14 protein-coding genes and 1 riboswitch are annotated in these 19,220 nt (G+C 71.9%); of the genes, 9 read left to right on the top strand and 5 right to left on the bottom strand.

Going from position 1 to position 19,220, the window contains the following annotated elements; translation table 11 throughout:
• Positions 1-512: 512 nt before the first annotated feature.
• The gene (locus ISP_RS27020) at positions 513-1,784 is read right to left on the bottom strand and encodes an ABC transporter substrate-binding protein (protein ID WP_013227014.1); all 1,272 of its coding nucleotides are present in this window, start codon (positions 1,782-1,784) and stop codon (positions 513-515) included.
• Positions 1,785-2,011: 227 nt separating this feature from the next.
• On the opposite strand from ISP_RS27020, the gene ISP_RS27015 reads away from it, so the two are divergent.
• Positions 2,012-2,962 carry a LacI family DNA-binding transcriptional regulator gene (locus ISP_RS27015; protein ID WP_013227013.1) on the top strand — a complete coding sequence of 317 codons (951 nt, stop codon included), beginning with the start codon at positions 2,012-2,014 and terminating at the stop codon, positions 2,960-2,962.
• Between the two features lie 75 nt (positions 2,963-3,037).
• Here the strand turns inward: ISP_RS27015 and ISP_RS27010 are convergent, their stop codons facing one another.
• The gene (locus ISP_RS27010) at positions 3,038-4,162 is read right to left on the bottom strand and encodes a lytic polysaccharide monooxygenase (RefSeq protein WP_013227012.1); all 1,125 of its coding nucleotides are present in this window, start codon (positions 4,160-4,162) and stop codon (positions 3,038-3,040) included.
• A gap of 168 nt (positions 4,163-4,330) precedes the next feature.
• On the opposite strand from ISP_RS27010, the gene ISP_RS27005 reads away from it, so the two are divergent.
• On the top strand, positions 4,331-5,524 hold the full coding sequence (locus ISP_RS27005) for an AGE family epimerase/isomerase (RefSeq protein ID WP_013227011.1): 1,194 nt from the start codon (positions 4,331-4,333) through the stop codon (positions 5,522-5,524).
• A 32-nt stretch (positions 5,525-5,556) separates the two neighbouring features.
• Positions 5,557-6,552 carry an L-glyceraldehyde 3-phosphate reductase gene (mgrA, locus tag ISP_RS27000; protein ID WP_013227010.1) on the top strand — a complete coding sequence of 332 codons (996 nt, stop codon included), beginning with the start codon at positions 5,557-5,559 and terminating at the stop codon, positions 6,550-6,552.
• A gap of 6 nt (positions 6,553-6,558) precedes the next feature.
• Here mgrA and ISP_RS26995 read toward each other — a convergent pair whose 3' ends face one another.
• Positions 6,559-7,737, bottom strand: coding sequence for a cellulose-binding domain-containing protein (locus ISP_RS26995; protein ID WP_013227009.1), 1,179 nt, complete (start codon positions 7,735-7,737; stop codon positions 6,559-6,561).
• 556 nt (positions 7,738-8,293) lie between these two features.
• On the opposite strand from ISP_RS26995, the gene ISP_RS26990 reads away from it, so the two are divergent.
• The 5 genes from ISP_RS26990 to ISP_RS26970 are packed head-to-tail and all read left to right on the top strand — an operon-like array spanning position 8,294 to position 13,149.
• Positions 8,294-9,736, top strand: a complete 1,443-nt coding sequence (locus ISP_RS26990) for a hypothetical protein (protein ID WP_235190576.1) — start codon at positions 8,294-8,296, stop codon at positions 9,734-9,736.
• A 32-nt stretch (positions 9,737-9,768) separates the two neighbouring features.
• Positions 9,769-10,569 (top strand): AfsA-related hotdog domain-containing protein, encoded by an 801-nt coding sequence (locus tag ISP_RS26985; RefSeq protein WP_013227007.1) that lies wholly within the window; start codon positions 9,769-9,771, stop codon positions 10,567-10,569.
• A gap of 36 nt (positions 10,570-10,605) precedes the next feature.
• Positions 10,606-11,421 carry a carboxymuconolactone decarboxylase family protein gene (locus tag ISP_RS26980; protein ID WP_013227006.1) on the top strand — a complete coding sequence of 272 codons (816 nt, stop codon included), beginning with the start codon at positions 10,606-10,608 and terminating at the stop codon, positions 11,419-11,421.
• Positions 11,418-12,119 (top strand): HAD family hydrolase, encoded by a 702-nt coding sequence (locus ISP_RS26975; protein ID WP_013227005.1) that lies wholly within the window; start codon positions 11,418-11,420, stop codon positions 12,117-12,119. Before ISP_RS26980 ends, ISP_RS26975 begins: the two co-directional genes overlap by 4 nt.
• Before the next feature lie 28 nt (positions 12,120-12,147).
• On the top strand, positions 12,148-13,149 hold the full coding sequence (locus ISP_RS26970) for a zinc-dependent alcohol dehydrogenase family protein (RefSeq protein WP_013227004.1): 1,002 nt from the start codon (positions 12,148-12,150) through the stop codon (positions 13,147-13,149).
• Between the two features lie 351 nt (positions 13,150-13,500).
• On the opposite strand, the gene ISP_RS26965 is transcribed toward ISP_RS26970, so the two are convergent.
• Positions 13,501-16,260, bottom strand: a complete 2,760-nt coding sequence (locus ISP_RS26965) for a cellulose binding domain-containing protein (RefSeq protein WP_013227003.1) — start codon at positions 16,258-16,260, stop codon at positions 13,501-13,503.
• 300 nt (positions 16,261-16,560) lie between these two features.
• Here ISP_RS26965 and ISP_RS26960 point away from each other — a divergent pair, with 300 nt between their 5' ends.
• A complete protein-coding gene (locus ISP_RS26960; RefSeq protein ID WP_071831418.1) occupies positions 16,561-17,961 on the top strand; it encodes a sugar porter family MFS transporter in 1,401 nt (466 codons plus the stop codon).
• Between the two features lie 52 nt (positions 17,962-18,013).
• Here ISP_RS26960 and ISP_RS26955 read toward each other — a convergent pair whose 3' ends face one another.
• Positions 18,014-18,868, bottom strand: a complete 855-nt coding sequence (locus ISP_RS26955) for an LLM class F420-dependent oxidoreductase (protein WP_013227001.1) — start codon at positions 18,866-18,868, stop codon at positions 18,014-18,016.
• 269 nt (positions 18,869-19,137) lie between these two features.
• Positions 19,138-19,216, top strand: a riboswitch (S-adenosyl-L-homocysteine riboswitch).
• Positions 19,217-19,220 lie beyond the last annotated feature (4 nt).

Genomic DNA, 19,220 nt, shown 5'->3' with positions numbered 1-19,220 from the left:
GGTGGTGGGGGGGCCCCGCCGGGGCCCCCCCGGGCGGCCCCCCCCCCCCCCCGGGGCGGCGGCGCCGCGGGCGCGGCGCGCGGGGGTCCGGCCCGCCCGGGGGGGCGGGCGGCGGCCGCCCCGCCCCCCCCGGCCCCGCCCCCCCCCCGGGGGGCGGGCCCGGGCCCCGCCCGGCCCCCCCCCTGGGCCCCCCCCGCCCCCGTGTGGCGCCCGCGCGGGACAGCGGGATCCGGCCCGGTGTGTCCCCGGGCCGGATCCCGCAGCGCGCACCTCCGGCGGTTCAGCCGAGGTCCTTGCGGAAAACTCAGCCGGTCCCGGCCGGCACCCCATCGAAGTCCTTCGGCCCTGGTTCGGTGACGAACCCCCATCCGGGTGTGGAACGCGTGCGAACCCTTGTTTTCCGGCGAAGCGATCGCCCGGCCCACCGAGCGCCCGTGCGCGGCGCTGCGCCCGTGTGCGGGCAGGGGAGTGACCCTGCCCGATCCTGCCGGCCCCGACGAGCGGGTTCCCGGTCAGGGAACGAGCCGGTGCACCCCGATCAGCACCTGCTGCCAGACGGCGGCGGGGTCGGCGCCCTGCTCGACCGACTTGAGCGCCGGCGCGATCACCGTTTCCTGGATCTTGCCGTCGCCCGGCCCCTTGTACTGCGGTTTCCCGACCTTGCGGGCCTGGGCGACGAAGACCTGGCCGCTCAGCGCCCCGCCGAAGTAACCGTTCATCTCGCTGAGCAGGTCCGGGGAGGTGAAGGCCTCGACCTGGCTGGGGAAGTTGCCGCTCACCCGGAACGCGTGCAGCTGCTGCTCCGGCGCGGTCAGCCAGGCGGCGAGCGTGGCGGCCTCCTTCTGGTGCGGGCTCGAGGCCGGCACGGTGAGGTAGGAACCACCCCAGTTGCCGCCGCCGTCCGGGAAGGCGTCGGTGAGCGCCCACTTGCCCGCGTTGCCGACCCCGGCCTGCTGTTCGATGATGCCGAGCATCCACGACGGACAGACCTTCGTGGCGAAGGCGCCGGTGCGCAGGCCGTTGTTGCCGTCGTCTTCGAAGGCGGTGAGCCCGGCCGACTGCCCCTGCTTCACCGCGGCGGTGACCTGGTTCCAGGCGTCCCGCAACGCGGTGTTCGTCTCCAGCGTCGGGCGGTTTTCGCGGTCGAGGTAGCCGACCGGCAGCTGGTTGACCTTGGCGTTGAAGATCTGCGCCGAGGAGTCGAACCACGGCTTGCCGTGCGAGTGCTGGACGTACTTCTCACCGGCCTTGAAGAAGCTGTCCCAGGTCGCGAACATCGTCTTCACCGAGCCCGGGTCGGTGGGCAGGTTGGCCGCTTCGAGCAGGTCCTTGCGGTAGCACATGGCCAGCGGGCCGATGTCCGTGCCGTAGCCGACGAGCTTGCCGTCCTTGCTGCGGCCGGCCTCGTACTTCCACTCCAGCCACCGGCCGGGTTTCACGTCGGGCGGGCCGATCTCGGCCAGGTCGGCGAACTTGTCCGCGTGGGCGAGCACGTCGGCGAGGTGGCCCTCCTCGACGGCCTGGATGTCGGCGAGCTCCTGGCCCTTCTGCAGCTTGTCCAGCAGGTCCTGGTGGTACGGACCGCCCTGCTCGGTCCGGACCTGGCGGATGGTGAGCCCGGGGTGGGTGAACTCGTAACCGGGGATGAGGTCCTCGTAGCCGAACTGGCCGAACGTCGACACCGTGAGCGTGATCCGCTCCGGCGTGGCCGGTCCGCATCCCCCGATCAGGAAGAGCAGGACGACGACGGCGGCGAAGGCCGGTTGTCTTCGGATCTGCCTCATGCGCGCGCACTCCCCATCCGCGGCACGCTCCGGGCCCCCGTTGGCTGGGAGCGCTCCCGGGGCGAGTCTTGTTTCCCGGTGCGGCGGGTGTCAAGGTGCGCGACGGCGGGTGTCCGCGCAAACACGGAACGCGGGCTCCGGCCCCTGCCGGTTCCAGACTCGTGGTGCCCGAGCCCGGGGTGCCCAGGCCCGTGGTGCCCGGACCCGTGGTGCCCGGAAAGGCTGCGATGAAGCGTCCGACGATCACCGACATCGCGAAGGAGGCCGGGGTCTCCAAGGGCGCGGTCTCCTACGCCCTCAACGGCCGCCCCGGTGTCTCGGAGGCCACCCGGCGGCGGATCACCGAGATCGCCCGGGAGCTCGGGTGGGCCCCCAGCAGCACCGCGCGGGCGCTGTCCGGCGGCCGGTCCGGGGCGCTCGGCCTGGTGCTCGACCGGCCCCTGGAGGCGTTCGTCCCGGCCCTGCTCGACGGGTTCGAGGGCGAGCTTCTGGTGCAGGCCGCCCCCGGCCGCGACGCCGCGCTGGCCGTCTACCGCCGCTGGCGTGCCGAGCGGAAGGTCGACGGCGTGCTGCTCACCGCGCCGGGCTGCGCGGCCGAGCTGGTGCGGATCGGCCTGCCGGCGGTCGTGCTCGGCGGGCCGGGCGGCGTGCCGGGCGTGCCCTCGGTGCTCGTGGACGACGTCGCCGGCGCCGCCGAAGCGCTGGCGTACCTCGCGGCACTCGGGCACCGGCACGTGGTCCGGATCGCGGGCGCGGCGGTGTTCGCCGACCCCGCGGCGCGGCGGCGGGCGTTCACCACCGCCGCGACCGGCCTCCCGTACCCGGGCACCGTCCACCCCGAACCGTCGGCCGACGCGGTCCGCCGGGTGCTGGCCGCGCGCCCCCGGCCCACCGCGCTGCTGTGCGACACCGACGACCTGGCGGTGGCCGCGCTCGCGGCCGCGCGCGAACTCGGCCTGGCGGTGCCGAAGGACCTCTCGGTGGTGTCGTGGGACGACACCCCGCTCTGCCGGCTGGTCCGCCCCGCCCTCACCGCGATCCGGCGCCCGCTGGCCGAACTCGGCGCGCTCGCGGCCTCCGTCCTGCACGACGTGCTGGCCGGGGCGCGCCCCGGCGACGTCCACACCTCCCGGCCGCGGCTGATCACCCGCGGCAGCACCGGCCCGGCGAACGGGTGAAGGCCGCTTCGGGGATCTTCGCGTTCCCCGAAGCGGCCTTCACCGGTCTGTCCACTTCTGTCCACTCAGGACGGTTCAGGTGCCCTGGCACGTCGGCGACGGCGCCGCGCTGCCTCCGGTGGTGTTGACGACCAGCCCGAAGGTGGTCGTGCCGTCGGCCGCGACGGAGCCGTTCCAGTTGGCGTTGCGGACCGTGACCGCCGAACCGGACTGGCTCAGCGTGCCGTTCCACACGCTGGCGATCGTCTGGCCCGCGGGCAGGGTCCACCCGGCCTGCCAGCTCGTGAACGGCCTGGTGCCGTGGTTCATCACCGTCACCGTGGCCTGGTAACCGCCGCTCCAGGTGTTGGTGATTTCGTACATCGCCATGCACGAGCCCGCCGGGGTCGTCGGGGTGGTCGGCGTGGTGGGCGTCGTGGGTGTGGTGGGAGTCGTCGGTGTCGTCGGGGTGGTGGGTGTCGTCGGGGTCGTGGGCGTGGTCGTCGTGCCGGTGCCCGGGTCCTTCACACCGGTGACCTCGCCGTGCCCGCCGTCGAAGGTGACGTCCGAGCAGCCGTAGAACGTCTCGGCGCTGTCCGAGCGCTTCCACACCGAGTAGATGATGTGCCGGCCCGACTTGTTCGACGGCAGCGCACCGCTCCACTTGTACTGGCCGTCCACCGTGCCGACCTGCCCGGTCACCGGTGGGTGGTCCACCGTCAGGAACGGCTGGTCCTCCAGCGAGTCCCAGGTGAGCGGCTGGTTCGGGTTCCACCCGTCCTTCGTCACGTACGTGTAGAACCAGCCCGGGTGCGCGGCCCACGCGTTGTAGGAGAAGTCGAACTGGGCCCCGGAGGTGAGGTGGGTCAGCGGCCACGCGCCGACGCCGTCGAAGCCCGCGTAGTTCGGGTTCCCGCCGGAGCACAGCTTCCCGTCGGGGATGAACCCCCGCGTGCGCCCGGCGCCGTCGGACCGCAGCACGGCGAACCAGTTGTACAGCGAATTGGCACCGCTGACGCCCACGGCGGCCGCGCAGGCCGGGTTGATGGGCTTGATCTCGCCGGTCGAGCTGAGCCCGTCCTGCCAGCACAGGAAGGTCCGGCTGCCCGGCTTCATCATGGCGCCGTGCGCCTCGGCCGTGCCGGTGTTCAGCAGGATGGCGGTCAGGCTCGCCAGCAGCACGGTGACGGCGGCGAGGATGGTACTTCGTCTCCTGGTCACGTCAGTCCCTTCATTGGGTTGCGTGCGTCGAAGACTGGGAGCGCTTCCAAGGTCAGGATACGCGGTGGGGGTCACTTCCGGAACAGCCCGCGATGGCCGGGGCGGGGACCTTGGCCTACGTTGGCGGGGGCTCCTCGAACGGGGCGGGCCGGTGGAGAAAGGCAGAGAGTGGACAGTCCGTCTTCGGTTCCCGCCTGGGTGCGGGCCGAACCCGCCCGGCTGCTCGGGTTCGCCCGCGGCGCGGTGCACCCGGCCGGGGGGTTCGCCTGGCTCGACGACGCCGGGCGGCCGGTGCTCGACCGGCCCGTCGAGACCTGGATCACCTGCCGGATGACGCACGTCTTCGCGCTCGCGTCGCTGCGGGGCGCCGACACCGGCGAGCAGGTCGCGCACGGCGTCGCGGCGCTCACCGGGCTGCTTCGGGACGCCGAGCACGGCGGCTGGTACGCCTCGACGGCGGTGGCCGAAAAGCGGGCTTACGAGCACGCGTTCGTCGTGCTGGCGGCCGCGAGCGCGGCCGCGGCCGGTGCCGAAGGCGCCCGGCCGCTGCTGGCCGAGGCGCTCGAAGTCGTCGAACACCGGTTCTGGGAGCCCTCGGCCGGGCTCGTCGCCGACGTCTGGGACCGCGGCTGGACGCGCCTGGAGGACTACCGCGGCGCCAACGCCAACATGCACACCGTGGAGGCCTTCCTGGCCGCCGCCGACGTCACCGGCGACGCGGTGTGGGCGGCGCGTGCACTGTCCATTGTGGAGCGCCTGGTCCACGGCGAAGCCCGCGCGCACGGCTGGCTCCTCCCTGAGCACTACGACCCGGACTGGCGCGTCCGGCTGGAGTTCAACCGCGGCGAACCCGCCCACCCGTTCCGCCCGTTCGGGGCGACCATCGGGCACCTCTTCGAATGGGCGCGGCTGGCCGTCCACCTCGGACGGGCGCTCGGGGCCGCCGCGCCGCCGTGGCTGCTGCCCGACGCGGCCGCGCTGTTCGAGGCGGGCGTGCGGTACGGCTGGGCCGTCGACGGACGGCCGGGGTTCGTCTACACGACCGACTTCGCCGGGACGCCGGTGGTGCGCACCCGGCTGCACTGGGTGGTCACCGAGGCGATGGCCGCGGCGTGGACGCTGCACCGGGAAACCGGTGACCCGGCCTACCTCGCCCGCTTCGAGGAATGGTGCGCGCACGCCGAAGCCTGCTTCGTCGACCGCGAACTCGGTTCGTGGCACCACGAACTCGACCCGGACAACCGTCCCGCCGCGACGGTGTGGGCCGGCAAGCCGGACGTCTACCACGCCTACCAGGCGACCCTGCTGCCGGACCTGCCGCCCGCGGCGTCGTTCGCCGGCGCGGTGATCACCCGCGGCTAGACTGCGGGGGAACCTCTTCGACAAGGAGCACCATGTCGCCTTTCGCCGCGGCTGAAGACCGATACGCGGACATGCCCTACCGGCGGGCCGGGCGCAGCGGGCTGAAGCTGCCCGCCGTGTCGCTCGGCCTGTGGCACAACTTCGGGGACGACAAGCCCCTCGACGTCCAGCGCGCCGTGCTGCGCCGGGCGTTCGACCTCGGCGTGACGCACTTCGACCTGGCCAACAACTACGGCCCGCCGCCCGGCTCGGCCGAGGCCGGCTTCGGGCGGCACTTCGCCGCCGACTTCCGCCCGTACCGCGACGAGATCCTGGTGTCGTCCAAGGCGGGCTACCTGATGTGGGACGGCCCGTACGGCGAGTGGGGCTCCCGCAAGAACCTCCTGGCGAGCCTCGACCAGAGTCTGGCCCGCACCGGGCTGGACTACTTCGACATCTTCTATTCGCACCGGCCGGACCCGGAGACGCCGATCGAGGAGACGATGGGTGCGCTCGACACCGCGGTCCGCTCGGGGAAGGCGCTGTACGCGGGGATCTCGAACTACTCGCCCGAGCAGACCGAAGCCGCGCTCGCCGCGTTGCGGGAGCTGGGCACGCCGCTGCTGATCCACCAGCCGCGGTATTCGATGCTGGACCGCTGGGTCGAAGACGGCCTGCTCGACACCCTGGACGAGCACGGCGTCGGCTCGATCGCGTACTCGCCGCTGAGCCAGGGCCTGCTGACCGACCGCTACCTCGAGGGCATCCCGGCCGACTCCCGTGCGGCCGGCGCCAGCCCGTTCCTGACCAGCGACCGGCTGACCGAAGACACCCTGGCGACCGTCCGCGCGCTGAACGACATCGCCGAGCGGCGCGGGCAGACGCTGGCCCAGCTGGCCATCGCCTGGGTCCTGCGCCGCGGCCGCGTCACCTCCGCGCTGATCGGCGCGAGCAGCGTCGCCCAGCTGGAGAACACCGTCGCGGCCACCGCGAACCTCGATTTCACCGACGAGGAGCTGGCCGAGATCGAGAAGGTCCTCGGCCGGTAGCCCTGCTCAGCAGCCGATCCGCGAAGTGCCGACGGCGACGTCGTCGAACCACAGCGTGTCGGCGTCGCCGGCGTAGCTCTCCCAGCCGAGCCGCAGGTCGATCAGGGCCGGGTGCCAGGCCCGGTTGAGCCACTGCTGGTCGATGTCGGGGGTCGGGACGCCGTCGACGACGAGCCCGGGTACCGCGGTGGAGTTCAGCCACGTCCGCAGCTGGCCCGCGCCGCCGTCGACCTCGAACTCGAAGCAGGACCAGGTGCCGGTGGCCAGCGGGACGCTCTGGGCCACCCCGGCCGGGCTCTGCGCGGGCAGCGTCGCGTCGTCGGACTCGCGGTTCCACTGCAGCGCCCGGTTCTGCCCGCCGGCCCGCAGGTCCCGGCCGTTGTCGGCGGTGTCGCGCAGGGCCATGAAGGCGACGTGCCCGGTGGGCAGCGCCGTCGTGTGCCGGACCCAGAACCGGCCGAAGAGGTGGGACGAGCCGACACCGGTGAGGCTGGTGCCGAGGAAGGCGTGGTTGCAGTAGCCGCCCTGGCCGGTGACCTTGACCGAGCGGCCGCCCGAGTGCGCGACCGAGGTGTCGACGGCGACCGTGCCGGTGCCCGAGCAGTTGGCCGCGCCGACGGTCCAGCGGCCGCCCGGGGTGCTGCCGGTCTGCTGTTCGAAGTCGTCGCAGATCGCGGCACCCGCACAGCCGGCGGGCGGCGGCCCGGACGTCGTCGTGGTCGGGGTGGTGGTGGGCGTCGTCGGCGTCGTGGAGGTGGTCGGCGTGGTCGTGGTCGGGGGAGCGGGGTCGCCGCACGAGACGCCGTTGAGCGCGAAGTCCGTGGGCGTGTCGTTCGTCCCGCTGTAGGTGCCCTGGAGGCCGAAGGAGACCGAGCCGCCGGCGGGCAGCGCGCCGTTGTAGGACAGGCTCTGCGCGGTGACCGCGGTCCCGCTCTGGCGGACGGTGGCGTTCCACGCGGACGTCACGGACTGGTTCCCCGCGTAGTGCCAGGTGAGCGTCCAGGAGGAGGCCGCGGTGGCGCCGTTGGTCACCGTGATGTCGGCGGTGTACCCGCTCTGCCACTGGTTGACGCGGTAGGCGACCGAGCACGCGGGCGCGGCGGTGGCCGGACCGGCCACGACGATCGCGGTGGTGCCCGCCGCGGCGAGGCAGAGCGCGGCCAAGGCGCCGGCGAACCTGTTCATGGGGTGGCTCCTCCTCCGGACGCGGACAGGGGCGCCGTGGCCTGCACCACGGCGCCCCTGGGTGGTGGCCGCGTTCTGGCGAGGCGACCTGGCATGGGAGCGCTTCCAGCCGCGGGAAAGGTAACCCCGGTGTGTCGCGCTTGTAAAGAGGGACCCGGACGCGGGCCGATCCGGTGGTCCGTTTTCCGCAGCCGGTGCGCCCGGCCTCGCCACTGAACGCTCCTGAACGGCCGAACTCGTTGGGGCGCGGGACATGTCCCGGTCGCCCTGCGCCACCGGTCCGCGGGTCCGGACGCCGCCGTTGGGGTGGATTCCGGAAAATCGTCCCAAGATCACGGACGGGCGCCGAACCGGGGAAAATGGGAGCGCTCTCAGTCAGGCTCGCAAAAGTGCGTCCGGCCGGAAACCCTTGTTGCGCACTCAACTTCCTTGTTGCGTCCTCAATTTCTCGCAAATCACACGTTTTCCGCCTTCGTGACGACCTGGGCCGCCGCGGACACGCTGCGGTAGGGTCGTCGTGGGGAGCCCCCGAACTCCGGAAATCGTTGGATGAACGATGAGTCGACAGGCCAAACCAGGGAGCAAGCCCTATCGTGCACAACTGCGGGACCGGCTGACGGCGTTGGGCTTTCCCGAGGAGGCGATCCCGGCCCAGGTGGCGAAGAACCTGATCGTCGAATGCCGGATCCCGCCGCGCGCCGCGTGGCGGCTGGCGTCGGAGCTTTCGCTCGACGTCGCGGCGCACCAGTACAACGCCGTCACCGGCGACCCCCGCGCGGGCATGCGCGGCACGCGGATCTGGGAGTACGAGCAGTGGCCGGATCGCGGCGTCCGGCCCACCGTCGCGGCGCTGCGGGTACTGGCCCAGGTCTACGGCACCGGCTGGAAATGCCTGCTGGGGCTGCGTGATCTCGAGCAGCTGCCGGCCAAGGACCTCGCCGAGTACCACGCCGACGCCGAGCCCGCGGTCGTCACGGTCGCCCAGCCCGAGGTGCCGCCGGCCCGCACCCCGGCCCAGGCGGAAGAGGAGTTCGGCGCCGGCGCCCTCGGCGACGCCCTCCTGCTCACGACGACCAACGTGGACGATGTCCAGCTCGACGACCTGTGGTCGGACCTCGACTTCCTCGGCGGCGCCTACACCCGGATCGCGCCCGACTCGATCCTCGGCCAGCTCGCGGTGATCGCCGACCGGACCGCGTCCCTGCTGAAGGGCCGTCAGCGGCCGAAGCAGACGCAGGACCTCCTGCTCATCGGGGCGAAGTCGAACGCGATGATGGCCTGGATCGCGGGCGACCTCGGCCGGTACCGGAGCTCGCGCGAACTCAATTCCGCCGCGTGGCTCTACACCCAGTACGCCGACGACTTCCTCGCCCGGCGCTGGGTGCGCACGTCCCAGGCCCGCGTGGCGTTCTGGGCCGGCAACGGCATCGAATCCGCGAAGCTCGCCGCCGACGGGCTCAACTACCACGTGGGCGGGCGGCTCACCGACGCCCCGCTCATCCTCGCCGAGGCGCGCGGCTGGTCCTCGGTGCAGGCGGAGCGGAAGGTGCTGGACGCGATCGCGCGCTGGACGGCCATCGAAGACCCGGACCTGGGGGCCGGTGGCGAGGACAAATTCTTCAACATCACGAAGGACCGGCGGCACTACATGGCCGGCAACGCGCTGCTTTCGGTCGGGCAGGCCTCGGCCGCGCTGCGCGAGTTCACCACCGCCCGCGAGGCTTTCGAGCAGCTGTCGACGGAAAACCGCTGGGAAGCCATGGATCCGATGATCCGGATCGACACGGGCCGCGCACACCTGCGGCTCGACGACCTCGAAGGGGCCGCCGCGCAGGTCGGACCGCTGCTGGACGCGGGCGTGGGCAAGCAGCCGGACATGGTGCGCGCCATGCTGAAGCTGATGGTCACCGAGCTGGCCGGCCCGCGCTGGCGGGCGGCCACGACCGCCCGCAACCTCACCGAGGCCCTCCTGGACGCCCACGCTTCGGCGCGCCCGTGACACCAGACTCGACCCGGACGGAGGCGCCCGAGGTGGCACCGCACGACGTCTCGTGCCCGAAGACCCCGTGCGCGGCCTGGGCGTTCGAGGGGCACACCCGGCGGGACGTCGTCGTGGTCGCCGACCGCTTCGCGCAGTTTGCCCGCGAGGACCGGGTGTTCACGCTGTCGGGCCTGCTGGCCATGCTCGGCTCCGGCGGTCCGGTGGCGCCGGGCTGCCACTGGATCGTCCACTTCGGCCAGGGCATCGACGCGACCGACGGCGAGCTGCTCGAAACCGCGTGCGAGAAGAGCGAAGGGACCGTGTGCCTCGCGGACCCGGCCGCGGTCCGGCGGCCGTCCGAACCGCCCGTCGTCGTCCACAAGAGCCGGCCGGAGAACGTCCTGCTCGCCGGCGTGCACAGCCCGGCACCCGCGCACTGCCGGGCCGAGCTGCGGATCCACCGCGACAACGAGCTGGTCCTCGACCACCACACCGGCGAGCACGTGCAGGGCATCGTGATCATCGAGGCGATGCGGCAGATCTGCATCGCGCAGTTCGAGACCGCGATCCGCCCCGGGCTCACCCCGGCGGCGTACGCCGGGGTGTGGAAGCGGATCGACCTGTCCTTCCAGGACTTCCTGTTCCCGCTCCCGGCCACGGTCGAGTCGCTGATCGTCGAATCCGACCTCGACCGGGAGACCAACCTCAAGTTCCGCGCCACGACGTCGGTGCGCCAGCAGGGGCGCACCGTGGCCACCGCCGGCATCGAGTACTCGATGATCGCGCAGGGGCGCGTCGGCACCCTCGAACGCCGCAAGGCAGGCCAGGCCACCCGGGCCTACCTCGGCTGAAGGCCGAACCCCGATCCGGAAGGAAACCACCCCACGATGTCCGACCTGCAACAGCAGGACCGCTCCGCGTCCTTCGCCCAGGGCCTGAAACTCATCCAGCAGCTCGGCGGGGCCGACCGGCCGGCCGTGCTGGACCTGTTCGAGAGCATCGGGGAGGCCGAGTTCGGCGAGCAGTGCGTCGGGTTCATCTACGGCGACGTCTACCACCGGCCCGGCCTGGCGCTGCCGGAGCGGCAGCTGGCGACCGTCGCCGCGCTCACCGCCCTCGGCTACGCCGGTTCGCAGCTGCAGTTCCACGCCAAGGCCGCGCTGAACGTCGGCTGCACCCGCCGTCAGCTGATCGAGGCGGTGATCCACGTCAGCTCCTTCGCCGGGTTCCCGGCCACGCTCAACGCCCTGACGGCGCTGAAGGCGGCCTTCGACGGCCTGCCCGACGAGGAGCCGGCGCCGGCCGAGGAGGTCGCCGAAGTGCCGTGGGCGGGCATCGAGGACCGCTACGAGCGCGGCCTGGCGGCGATGCGGGCCGTCGACGGCGAGGCGGGGGAGCAGGTCGCCGCGGGACTGCGGGACATCGCTCCGGACCTGGCCGTCTCCATCGTCGAATTCACCTTCGGCGAGATCTACAGCCGGCCGCACCTGAGCCTGCGCCACCGCGAGATCGTCACGATTGCGGCCTGCGTCGCCCTGGGCACCGCGCTGCCGCAGCTGAAGGTGCACGTCCACGGGCTGCTCAACGTCGGCGGGACCGAGCAGGAAGTCGTGGAGACCGTGCTGCACCTGGCGTTCTACTGCGGCTTCCCGGCCGCGCTCAACGCCATCGCGGCCGTGCGGGAAGTGTTCGCGCAGCGGTGAGCGGCTTCGAAAAGCTGCGCGTGGTCGCGCTCGACTGCGACGGCGTACTCATCGACGACACCTACCTGGCCATGATCGCCCGGTTCGTCACCGAGCACGGCGGGCGGTACGACGCCGCGGCCGAGCGGGACGTCATCGGGCTGCGCGACCTCGTCGTCGCCGAAAAGATCACCCGCCTCTGCGGTCTGGACCAGCCGGCCGAGCTGACGCTGAAGCAGCTGTGGGCCGCGCGGCAGGACTACCTGGCCGAGCACCCGATCCGGGTGGCCGCGGGCGCGCGGGACGGCCTGGAGGCGCTGGCGAAGCTCCCCGTGCGGCTGGTCTGCTACGGCGGCCGGACCCGCGAGCACACCTTCGACCACCACCTCGGTGACTTCGCGGACCTCCTGGATCCCGAGGTGCCGTACGTGAGCATCAACGAGCACCGCCCGGGCGTCGAGCACATCACGCGGACCGTGCTCGGCGTCGCCTTCGACGAGATCGTCTTCGTCGACGACGTCAGCCGGGTCGCCGAGGACGCCCGCGCGCACGGCGCCGGCTTCGTCGGGTTCCCGTCGAGCCCCGCCCACGCGCGGCAGCGGGAGTTCATGGCCGCCTGCGGTGTCCGCCACTTCGCCACGTCGCTCGCCGGGCTCACCCCGGAATTGCTGGCGACCGTCGACGGCGAGCTCGCGGCTTCGACACACTGGCCGCGTTGAGGAGTGCCCCCGACCCCTTGGAGCCGCTGTGAAGTTCTTTTCCCTGCCCCGCCCCGGCGCCGAACTCGTCCTGGCCGAGCGGGACGTTCCCGAGCCCGGTCCCGGCCAGGTCCTGGTCCGGCTGCGCGGGTGGGCGGTCAACGCCCGCGACCTGATGATCCTCAAGGGGTTCTACCCGAAGCCGGTGAAGCCGGACGTGATCCCGCTGTCCGACGGCGCGGGCGAGGTGGTCGCGGTCGGCGACGGGGTGCGCGCCTGGACCACCGGTGACCGGGTGGCGGCCACCTACTTCCCGGACTGGCTGGCCGGTCCCGGCACGCCGGAGAAGACCGTGGACGACCTGGGCGGCACGCTCGACGGCGTGCTCGCGGAGTACGCGGTCTTCGCCGAGGACGCCCTGGTCGCGATCCCCGCGCACCTCGGCTACGCCGAAGCCGCCACGCTGCCCAGCGCCGGCGTCACGGCCTGGCGTGCCGTCGTCGAGGAAGGCCGGCTGACGCCGGGGCAGACCGTGCTCACCCTCGGCAGCGGCGGCCTGTCCACGTTCGCCCTGCAGTTCGCCGCGCTCGGCGGCGCCCACGTCGTCTCGACGTCCGGCTCGGACGAGAAGCTCGAGCGGCTGCGGGCGCTCGGCGCCGCCGAGACGCTCAACCACGCGACCACCCCGGAGTGGGGAGCCGCGGTGGCCGGCCTGACCGGCGGCGGTGTCGACCACGTCGTCGACGTCGGTGGCGGCGGCACGATCGGCCAGTCGATGCTCGCCGCGCGGTACGGTGGGCACGTCAGCGTCGCCGGCGTCCTGACCCACGAAGGCGCCGCCGACCCGATCCTGGTGCTGGTCAAGCAGCTGACGCTGCGTGGCCTCACGAACGCCTCCCGCGAGACGTTCCAGGCGATGAACACCGCGATCGAGCGGACCGGCCTCAAGCCGGTGATCGACCGCCGGTTCGCCTTCGACGAGGTGGCCGGGGCGTTCGCGCACCTGGAGTCCCGGACCCACATCGGGAAGATCGTGCTGGAGAGCGCCTGAGCGGCCGCACCCCCGCCCACTGTCCGCCGGGTAACTTTTGCCCGCCCGGCTGGGTATTTTCGCATCCGCCGGTCCGGGTTTGCGCTGCTCAGCGCGGGTGTGCCGGGACGAAAAAGTCTCCTGGGGGCAGGAATGGCGGCGGCCGTCGGCAACGGGAAGAGTGGACCTCACCGGGGAAGGCCGCCCGAGCAGGCTGCGGCTGCTCGGGCGAGACCCCGGACTGGGGGCGCGGGGAGGGGGTTTCAACCGCCTGGGGGTGGGTTGAAACCCCCTTCCCGCCCGTGGACGCGAGGTCGCGCCGGACTCGTCCGGGATCGCCGCGGCCCGGGACGAGTCCGGCGAGGAACCGGCTCAGGACGTCGTGCAGGCCCGCCCGTTGAGCGAGATCGAGCTCGGCCGGGAGTTCACCATCCCCGAACTCCCGGTGAACCCGAACTCCGCGCTGCCGCCCCCGGGGATGGTCTTGTTCCAGCCCGCGTCCAGCGCCGTCACCGCCGCGCCGTTCTGGGTGACCTGCGCGTTCCACGCCTGGGTCACCCGCTGCCCGTCGGCGTAGGTCCACGTCACCGTCCACCCGCTCACCGCGGCGGTGCCGGTGTTGCCCACCTTCACCGAGGCCTGGAACCCGCCCTGCCACTGGTTGGTGACCGTGTAGGCCGCCGTGCAGGACCCCGACGGCACCGGCGTGGTGGTCGTCGTGGGCGTGGTGGTGGTCGTCGGAGTCGTGGTCGTGGTGGTCGGCGTGGTGCTCGTCGGCGGCGGTGGCTCGCTGCCCCCGGATTCGCCCACGATCACGCCGCGGCCGTTCGTCCCCACGTACACCCGGCCGTACACGCGCGGATCGCCGGTCAGCGCCGCCCCGATGTTGCCGTACTGGTGCCGGTCGTCGTTGATCCGCGTCCACGAAGCTCCCGCGTCGTCCGAGCGGAAGATCCCGCGCACGCCATCGATCTCGGCGATCGTGTACAACGCGGCATACGTCCGCCCGGGAGCGGCCTTGCCGAACCCGATGTTGTCGGCTTCGGCGACGTTCGCCAGTTTCGTGAAGGACGCACCGGAATCAGTGGAGTGCCACAGGCCGTACACAGTGCCGGAGCCGCCGGCCAGCCAGACGTCCCCGGCCACCCCCGGCATCGCCTTGAAGTGCGCCGACCCGGCCGGCAGCCCGGTGGCCGCGGTCGCGGTGAACTTCGCGCCGCCGTCGGTGCTGACGTAGAACTTGCCCGCCGCGAACCCGTAGAACCGCTTCGGGTCGACCCGGTCGGACTCGACCACCGCGCCGGCCGGGATGCCCGTCGACGCCGTCCACGACGAGCCGAAGCCGGCGGAGTAGCTGACGTTCGCGCCGTCCGGGCTCCAGACGAACCGGCTGCCGTCGGCGGCCGCGGCCACCGTGCCGCCGCCGGCGTTCCCGCCCGGCTCCGCGCCCTGGAACCAGTTCTTCCCGCCGTCGGTGGAGAAGGCGATCCGGTTGTCGTTCGGCCGCGCGGACCGGTCCAGCGTGCCCACGCGCACGATCGTCGCCGGCGACAGCTCGGCGTAATCCAGGCTGGTGGTCGTGGTGAACACAGGCTGCGTGTACATGGTGGCCGGGACCGCGTCGAGGCTGTCGTGCCGGAACCCGCCGATGTCACCGAGGCCGGACAGCAGGGGCGCGCCCGACGGCGGGCTGATCAGGTCCAGCACCGCGGTCTCTTCGAGGCCGCCGACGACCGGTTTGATCGTGATCTTCCCGCCGCTGTCCCACTTCGTGAGGTCGGACGTGCCGTAGACGGTCGCGCCCGTGCCGTAGAGCAGGTGGTTCGAGTCGAAGGGGTCGATCTCCACCGACTCGGTCATCCAGCCGAGCTTCGGCGAGGGCACCGGGGGAGCGGCTTGGACGCCGAAGGTCAGCCACGGCACCGAGGAGACGTCCTGCGTGTAGCGCAGCGACCGGTCGGGGTAGCTGGAGAAGTCCCAGATCCGGGTCCAGGTGGCGCCGCCGTCGGTGCTGCGGAAGAAGATCACGTCCGGCCACCACGACACCTGGGTGGCGACCATCAGCGTGTTCGGGTGCTGCCGGTCGATCGTCAACCCGCTGTAGCCGAAGTAGTCGTCGGAGCTGTCCGACGGGATCGGGCTGATCCGCGTCCACGTCCCGGTCTTGATGGCGTACTTCCAGACGTCGCCCTTCGCGCCGTCGTAGGGGCCGCCGGTGTCGCTGGTCGCGAGGTAGAGGTAGCCGCCGGCCGGGTCGACGACACCCTTGTGCGCCAGGAACCCGGTGGGCTGGCCGGCCAGCCGCGCCCACGTCGTGCCGCCGTCGGTGCTGCGGTAGACGGTGTTCTGCTTGTCCGCGACGCCGACGTAGATCGTCTGCGTGGTGGCGCCGCGGGTGCCGGTCGACGGGTCGAACGTCACCCAGGTGACGCCCTCGTTGTCGCTGGAGTAGCCCGTGGTGTCGTTCGGGTCGGGCGCGTAGTTGCCCGGGTTGGGGAAGGCGGTGACCTTAGCCCAGGTGACGCCGGAGTCCGTGCTGCGCCACAGCCCGTTTCCGCTCGGCGCGCCGAGGTAGAGGACGCTGTTGCGGTTCGGGTCGATGGCGAGCCGCTCGCCCATGCCGCGGCCGGGCATGTTGCCGCCGAGCTTGAACGGCAGCGCGGCCGCCTGCCAGGTGGCGCCGCGGTCGGCCGACCGCAGGATCGCGCCGGGGTTCGGGTCCCAGCTGTTGGTGTACATCCCGGCGGCGACGTAGACCCGGTTCGGGTCGACCGGATCGGTGGCCAGGCTGACGACGCCGTTGTGGCCCCAGTCGGTCCAGCCGACCGAGTCGAGCAGCGGGAGCCAGCGGCCGGTGGCGGTGTTCCACCGGTACGCCCCGCCGATGTCGGTGCGGGCGTAGACGAGCCCCGGTTCGGTCTGGTTGAAGACGATCCCGGGGACGAATCCGCCGCCGGCGATCTCCGCGTTGCGCCACGTCGTCGTGGCGGCCGCCGGTGCGGCCGGGGAAGCCGGTGCGCCCGCGACGACCGCGACGGCGGCGGGCACGAGCACGACGAGCGCGCCGGCGAGCAGCCGTCTCGCTGAGCGGAACCCGACGGGGGAACGAGTTTCTGGCACGACGTTGTGCACCTCTGCCTCCACACTCTGGGAGCGCTTCCAGAGGGACGGTAAACCAGCGTTCGGAGCGTTGTAAAGCGTTCGACGATTTCGGCGATCCGCACTGTCCACAGTGGATCCGAGGTGGAGCGGAACCCGGCTTCGCGCCGAACGGGTGCCGGTTTTGTCGGAATCACATACGTGAATGACGATCAGGTGTCTGAATTGTTATCGCGGATCTTCTTGCCCGCCATTTTCCGGCGTGTGAGTGTGGTGGCCGCTGGCTGGACTGGACCTACGCTCGACTGCACTCAAGAAAGAGGCGACCCGGCAATGACCGATCAGTCAAGTACGCAGACAGCATCGGCGCGGCAGATCGGCCGAACAACGTTGTACTTCTTCGGCGCGCTCGGCGGCATCCTCTTCGGTTACGACCTCGGCGTGATCTCCGGGGTGCTCCCGTTCATCGGGAAACTGTGGGCGCTGACCAGCTGGGACAAGGGCGTGATCACCGCCAGCCTGTCGGTCGGTGCGATCGTCGGCGCGCTGTTGTCCAGCCGCACCAACGAAGCCCTCGGCCGGCGCCGCACGATCATGGTCGCCGCGGGCATCGTCATCGTGGGCACGCTGGCGGCGAGCTTCTCGCCGACGTTCCTGCTGCTGGTGGTTTCGCGGCTGGTCATCGGGCTGGGCATCGGACTTTCGTCCTCGACCGTCCCGACCTACCTGTCCGAACTGGCCCCGGCGCGGTTGCGGGGCGCGATGGGCGCGCTCAACCAGATCTTCATCGTGCTGGGCATCCTGATCGCGTTCCTGGTGAGCTACTTGCTCGGCCCGCACTCGGCCTGGCGCTGGATGTTCGCCGGCGCGATCGTGCCCGCGGTGATCCTGCTCGCCGGGCTGGCGTTCCTGCCCGAGACGCCGCGGTGGCTGGTCAAGAACGGCCGGGAGGACGAGGCCCGGCAGGTCCTGGCGAGCGCGCACGGCAACACCGTGAACCTCGACGAGGAGATCTCGACCATCCACGAGGTCATCCAGCTGGACACCGAGGAGAAGCCTCGCATCCGCGACCTGTTCTCCGGCTTCGTGCGGCCGATGATCGTCGTGGCGCTGCTGCTCGCGGTCGGCCAGCAGTTCAGCGGCGTCAACGCGATCAACGCGTACTTCCCGACGATGCTCATCGGCCTCGGCTTCGCCACGCAGGCGGCGCTGCTGTCCGGCGTGCTGCTGGGCGTCACGAAGTTCCTGTTCACCGCGTGGGTCGTGTTCGTGGTGGACCGCTGGGGCCGCAAGCCCCTGCTGCTCATCGGCAACGTCATCATGGTGGTGACGCTGGTGGCGGCCGGCCTGGTGGTGCTGAACGTCCACGACACCGGCACGCGCGGCCTGCTGATGCTGGTGATGATGGTGCTCTACCTGGTCGGCTACGAGCTCGGCTGGGGCGCGGTCGTCTGGGTGATGATGTCCGAGGTGTTCCCGCTGAAGTACCGGGCCACGGGCATGGGCGTCAGCAGTGTGGTCCTGTGGGCGGCGACCGGGATCGTGAGCGCGGTGTTCCCGCTCATCTCCGACCCGAAGTCCCTCGGCATCGGCGGCTCGATGTTCCTGTTCGCCGGGGTGAACGTGGTGCTGTTCGTGCTCACCAAGTGGCTGGTCCCGGAGACCAAGGGCCGCAGCCTGGAGCAGATCGAACTCGACCTGCGGGCCCGTCAGGGCGTCGCGGCCAAGAGCTGACCCCGGGGGGTCGATCACCGGCGGGGCACGGATTCGTCCGTGTCCCGCCGGTTCAGTGCGCGGGGGCGAGGGTGAGTTTCCCGGCCAGCCGCCCGATCCAGGCTTCGACCTCGTCCGGCGAGCGGTCGGGGAGGCCGAAGATCGTCTCGGTCACACCCAGGGAATCCAGGTGCGCCAGGCGTTCGGGGTCGGGCCGCTCGCCGAGCGCGCAGATCTGCGGCGCGCCTTCCCGCCCTTCGGCATGCCAGATCTCCTTGAGCAGCGCCACGTGCCCGTCCAGGTCGGTGTCGGCCGGGGTGGTGAGCCAGCCGTCCGCGTGGCGGGCGATCCAGCGGAACGTCTTCTCGGTCGGGCCCGCGCCGAGCAGCACCGGGATGTGCGCCTGGACCGGCTTCGGCCACGCCCAGCTCGGTCCGAAGGAGACGAACTCGCCATCGTAGGAGGCTTCGTCCTGCGTCCACAGTGCACTCATCGCCTCGAGGTACTCGCGCAGCGCGGTGCGGCGGCGGTTCCCGGGCACGCCGTGGTCGGTCAGCTCGTCGACGTTCCAGCCGAAGCCGGCGCCGAGGGTGACGCGGCCGCCGGAGAGGTGGTCGAGGCTGGCGATCGTCTTGGCGAGGTTGATCGGGTCGCTCTCGACCGGCAGGGCCACCGCGGTGGCGAGCCGGATCCGCTCGGTGACCGCGGCCGCCGTCGCCAGCGCGACCCACGGGTCGAGCGTCCGGCTGTAGCGGTCGTCGGGCAGCGACGCGTCCCCGGTGCGCGGGTGTGGTGACTCGCGCTTCACCGGGATGTGGGTGTGTTCGGGGACGTAGAAGGTCGAGAACCCCGCGGCTTCCGCGGCGCGCGCCGCGGCCGCCGGGGTGATCCCCCGGTCGCTGGTGAACAGCACGATTCCGTAGTCCACCCGCGGAGCGTATTAGAACGTGTTTCAGTTTTCAAGCCGCCCCGGCAGCACGAAAAGTGAGGATGACGACCGCGGAGAGTAACATCGAGCCTCGCTTGAGCGATGGTGGAGGTGGCCCGGGTAAGCAGGCGGGAGCGGATCCGGCAGCGATCGCGACGCGGAGGCAGCGTGACCGGTACATTCCATTGTGGACATACGATGTCCCAGTCCGTGGACGCGCCGTCGGGGCGGGATGGCGTGCGCGGGCCCGGTTCCGATACCGTGGACCACAGGCCGAGAGGCGCTGCAACGGACCACCGGGTCCGCCACGCTCGGCCGGGAATGACCAACCAAGGGCGCCTCCCGATCGAGG

Source organism: Amycolatopsis mediterranei (assembly GCF_026017845.1).
In the GTDB taxonomy this organism is placed as follows: Bacteria; Actinomycetota; Actinomycetes; order Mycobacteriales; family Pseudonocardiaceae; genus Amycolatopsis; species Amycolatopsis mediterranei.
The sequence above is the reverse complement of the archived record's forward strand: the minus strand, read 5'-3'. Positions and strand labels throughout refer to the sequence as shown.

What these genes read in the sequence shown, in the direction of transcription:
- ISP_RS27015 (WP_013227013.1), top strand. Translation starts at nt 2,012, where the DNA reads ATGAAGCGTCCGACGATCACCGACATCGCGAAGGAGGCCGGGGTCTCC.
- ISP_RS26960 (WP_071831418.1), top strand. Translation starts at nt 16,561, where the DNA reads ATGACCGATCAGTCAAGTACGCAGACAGCATCGGCGCGGCAGATCGGC.
- ISP_RS26980 (WP_013227006.1), top strand. Translation starts at nt 10,606, where the DNA reads ATGTCCGACCTGCAACAGCAGGACCGCTCCGCGTCCTTCGCCCAGGGC.
- ISP_RS27020 (WP_013227014.1), bottom strand. Translation starts at nt 1,784, where the DNA reads ATGAGGCAGATCCGAAGACAACCGGCCTTCGCCGCCGTCGTCGTCCTG.
- ISP_RS26995 (WP_013227009.1), bottom strand. Translation starts at nt 7,737, where the DNA reads ATGAACAGGTTCGCCGGCGCCTTGGCCGCGCTCTGCCTCGCCGCGGCG.
- ISP_RS26990 (WP_235190576.1), top strand. Translation starts at nt 8,294, where the DNA reads ATGAGTCGACAGGCCAAACCAGGGAGCAAGCCCTATCGTGCACAACTG.
- mgrA (WP_013227010.1), top strand. Translation starts at nt 5,557, where the DNA reads ATGTCGCCTTTCGCCGCGGCTGAAGACCGATACGCGGACATGCCCTAC.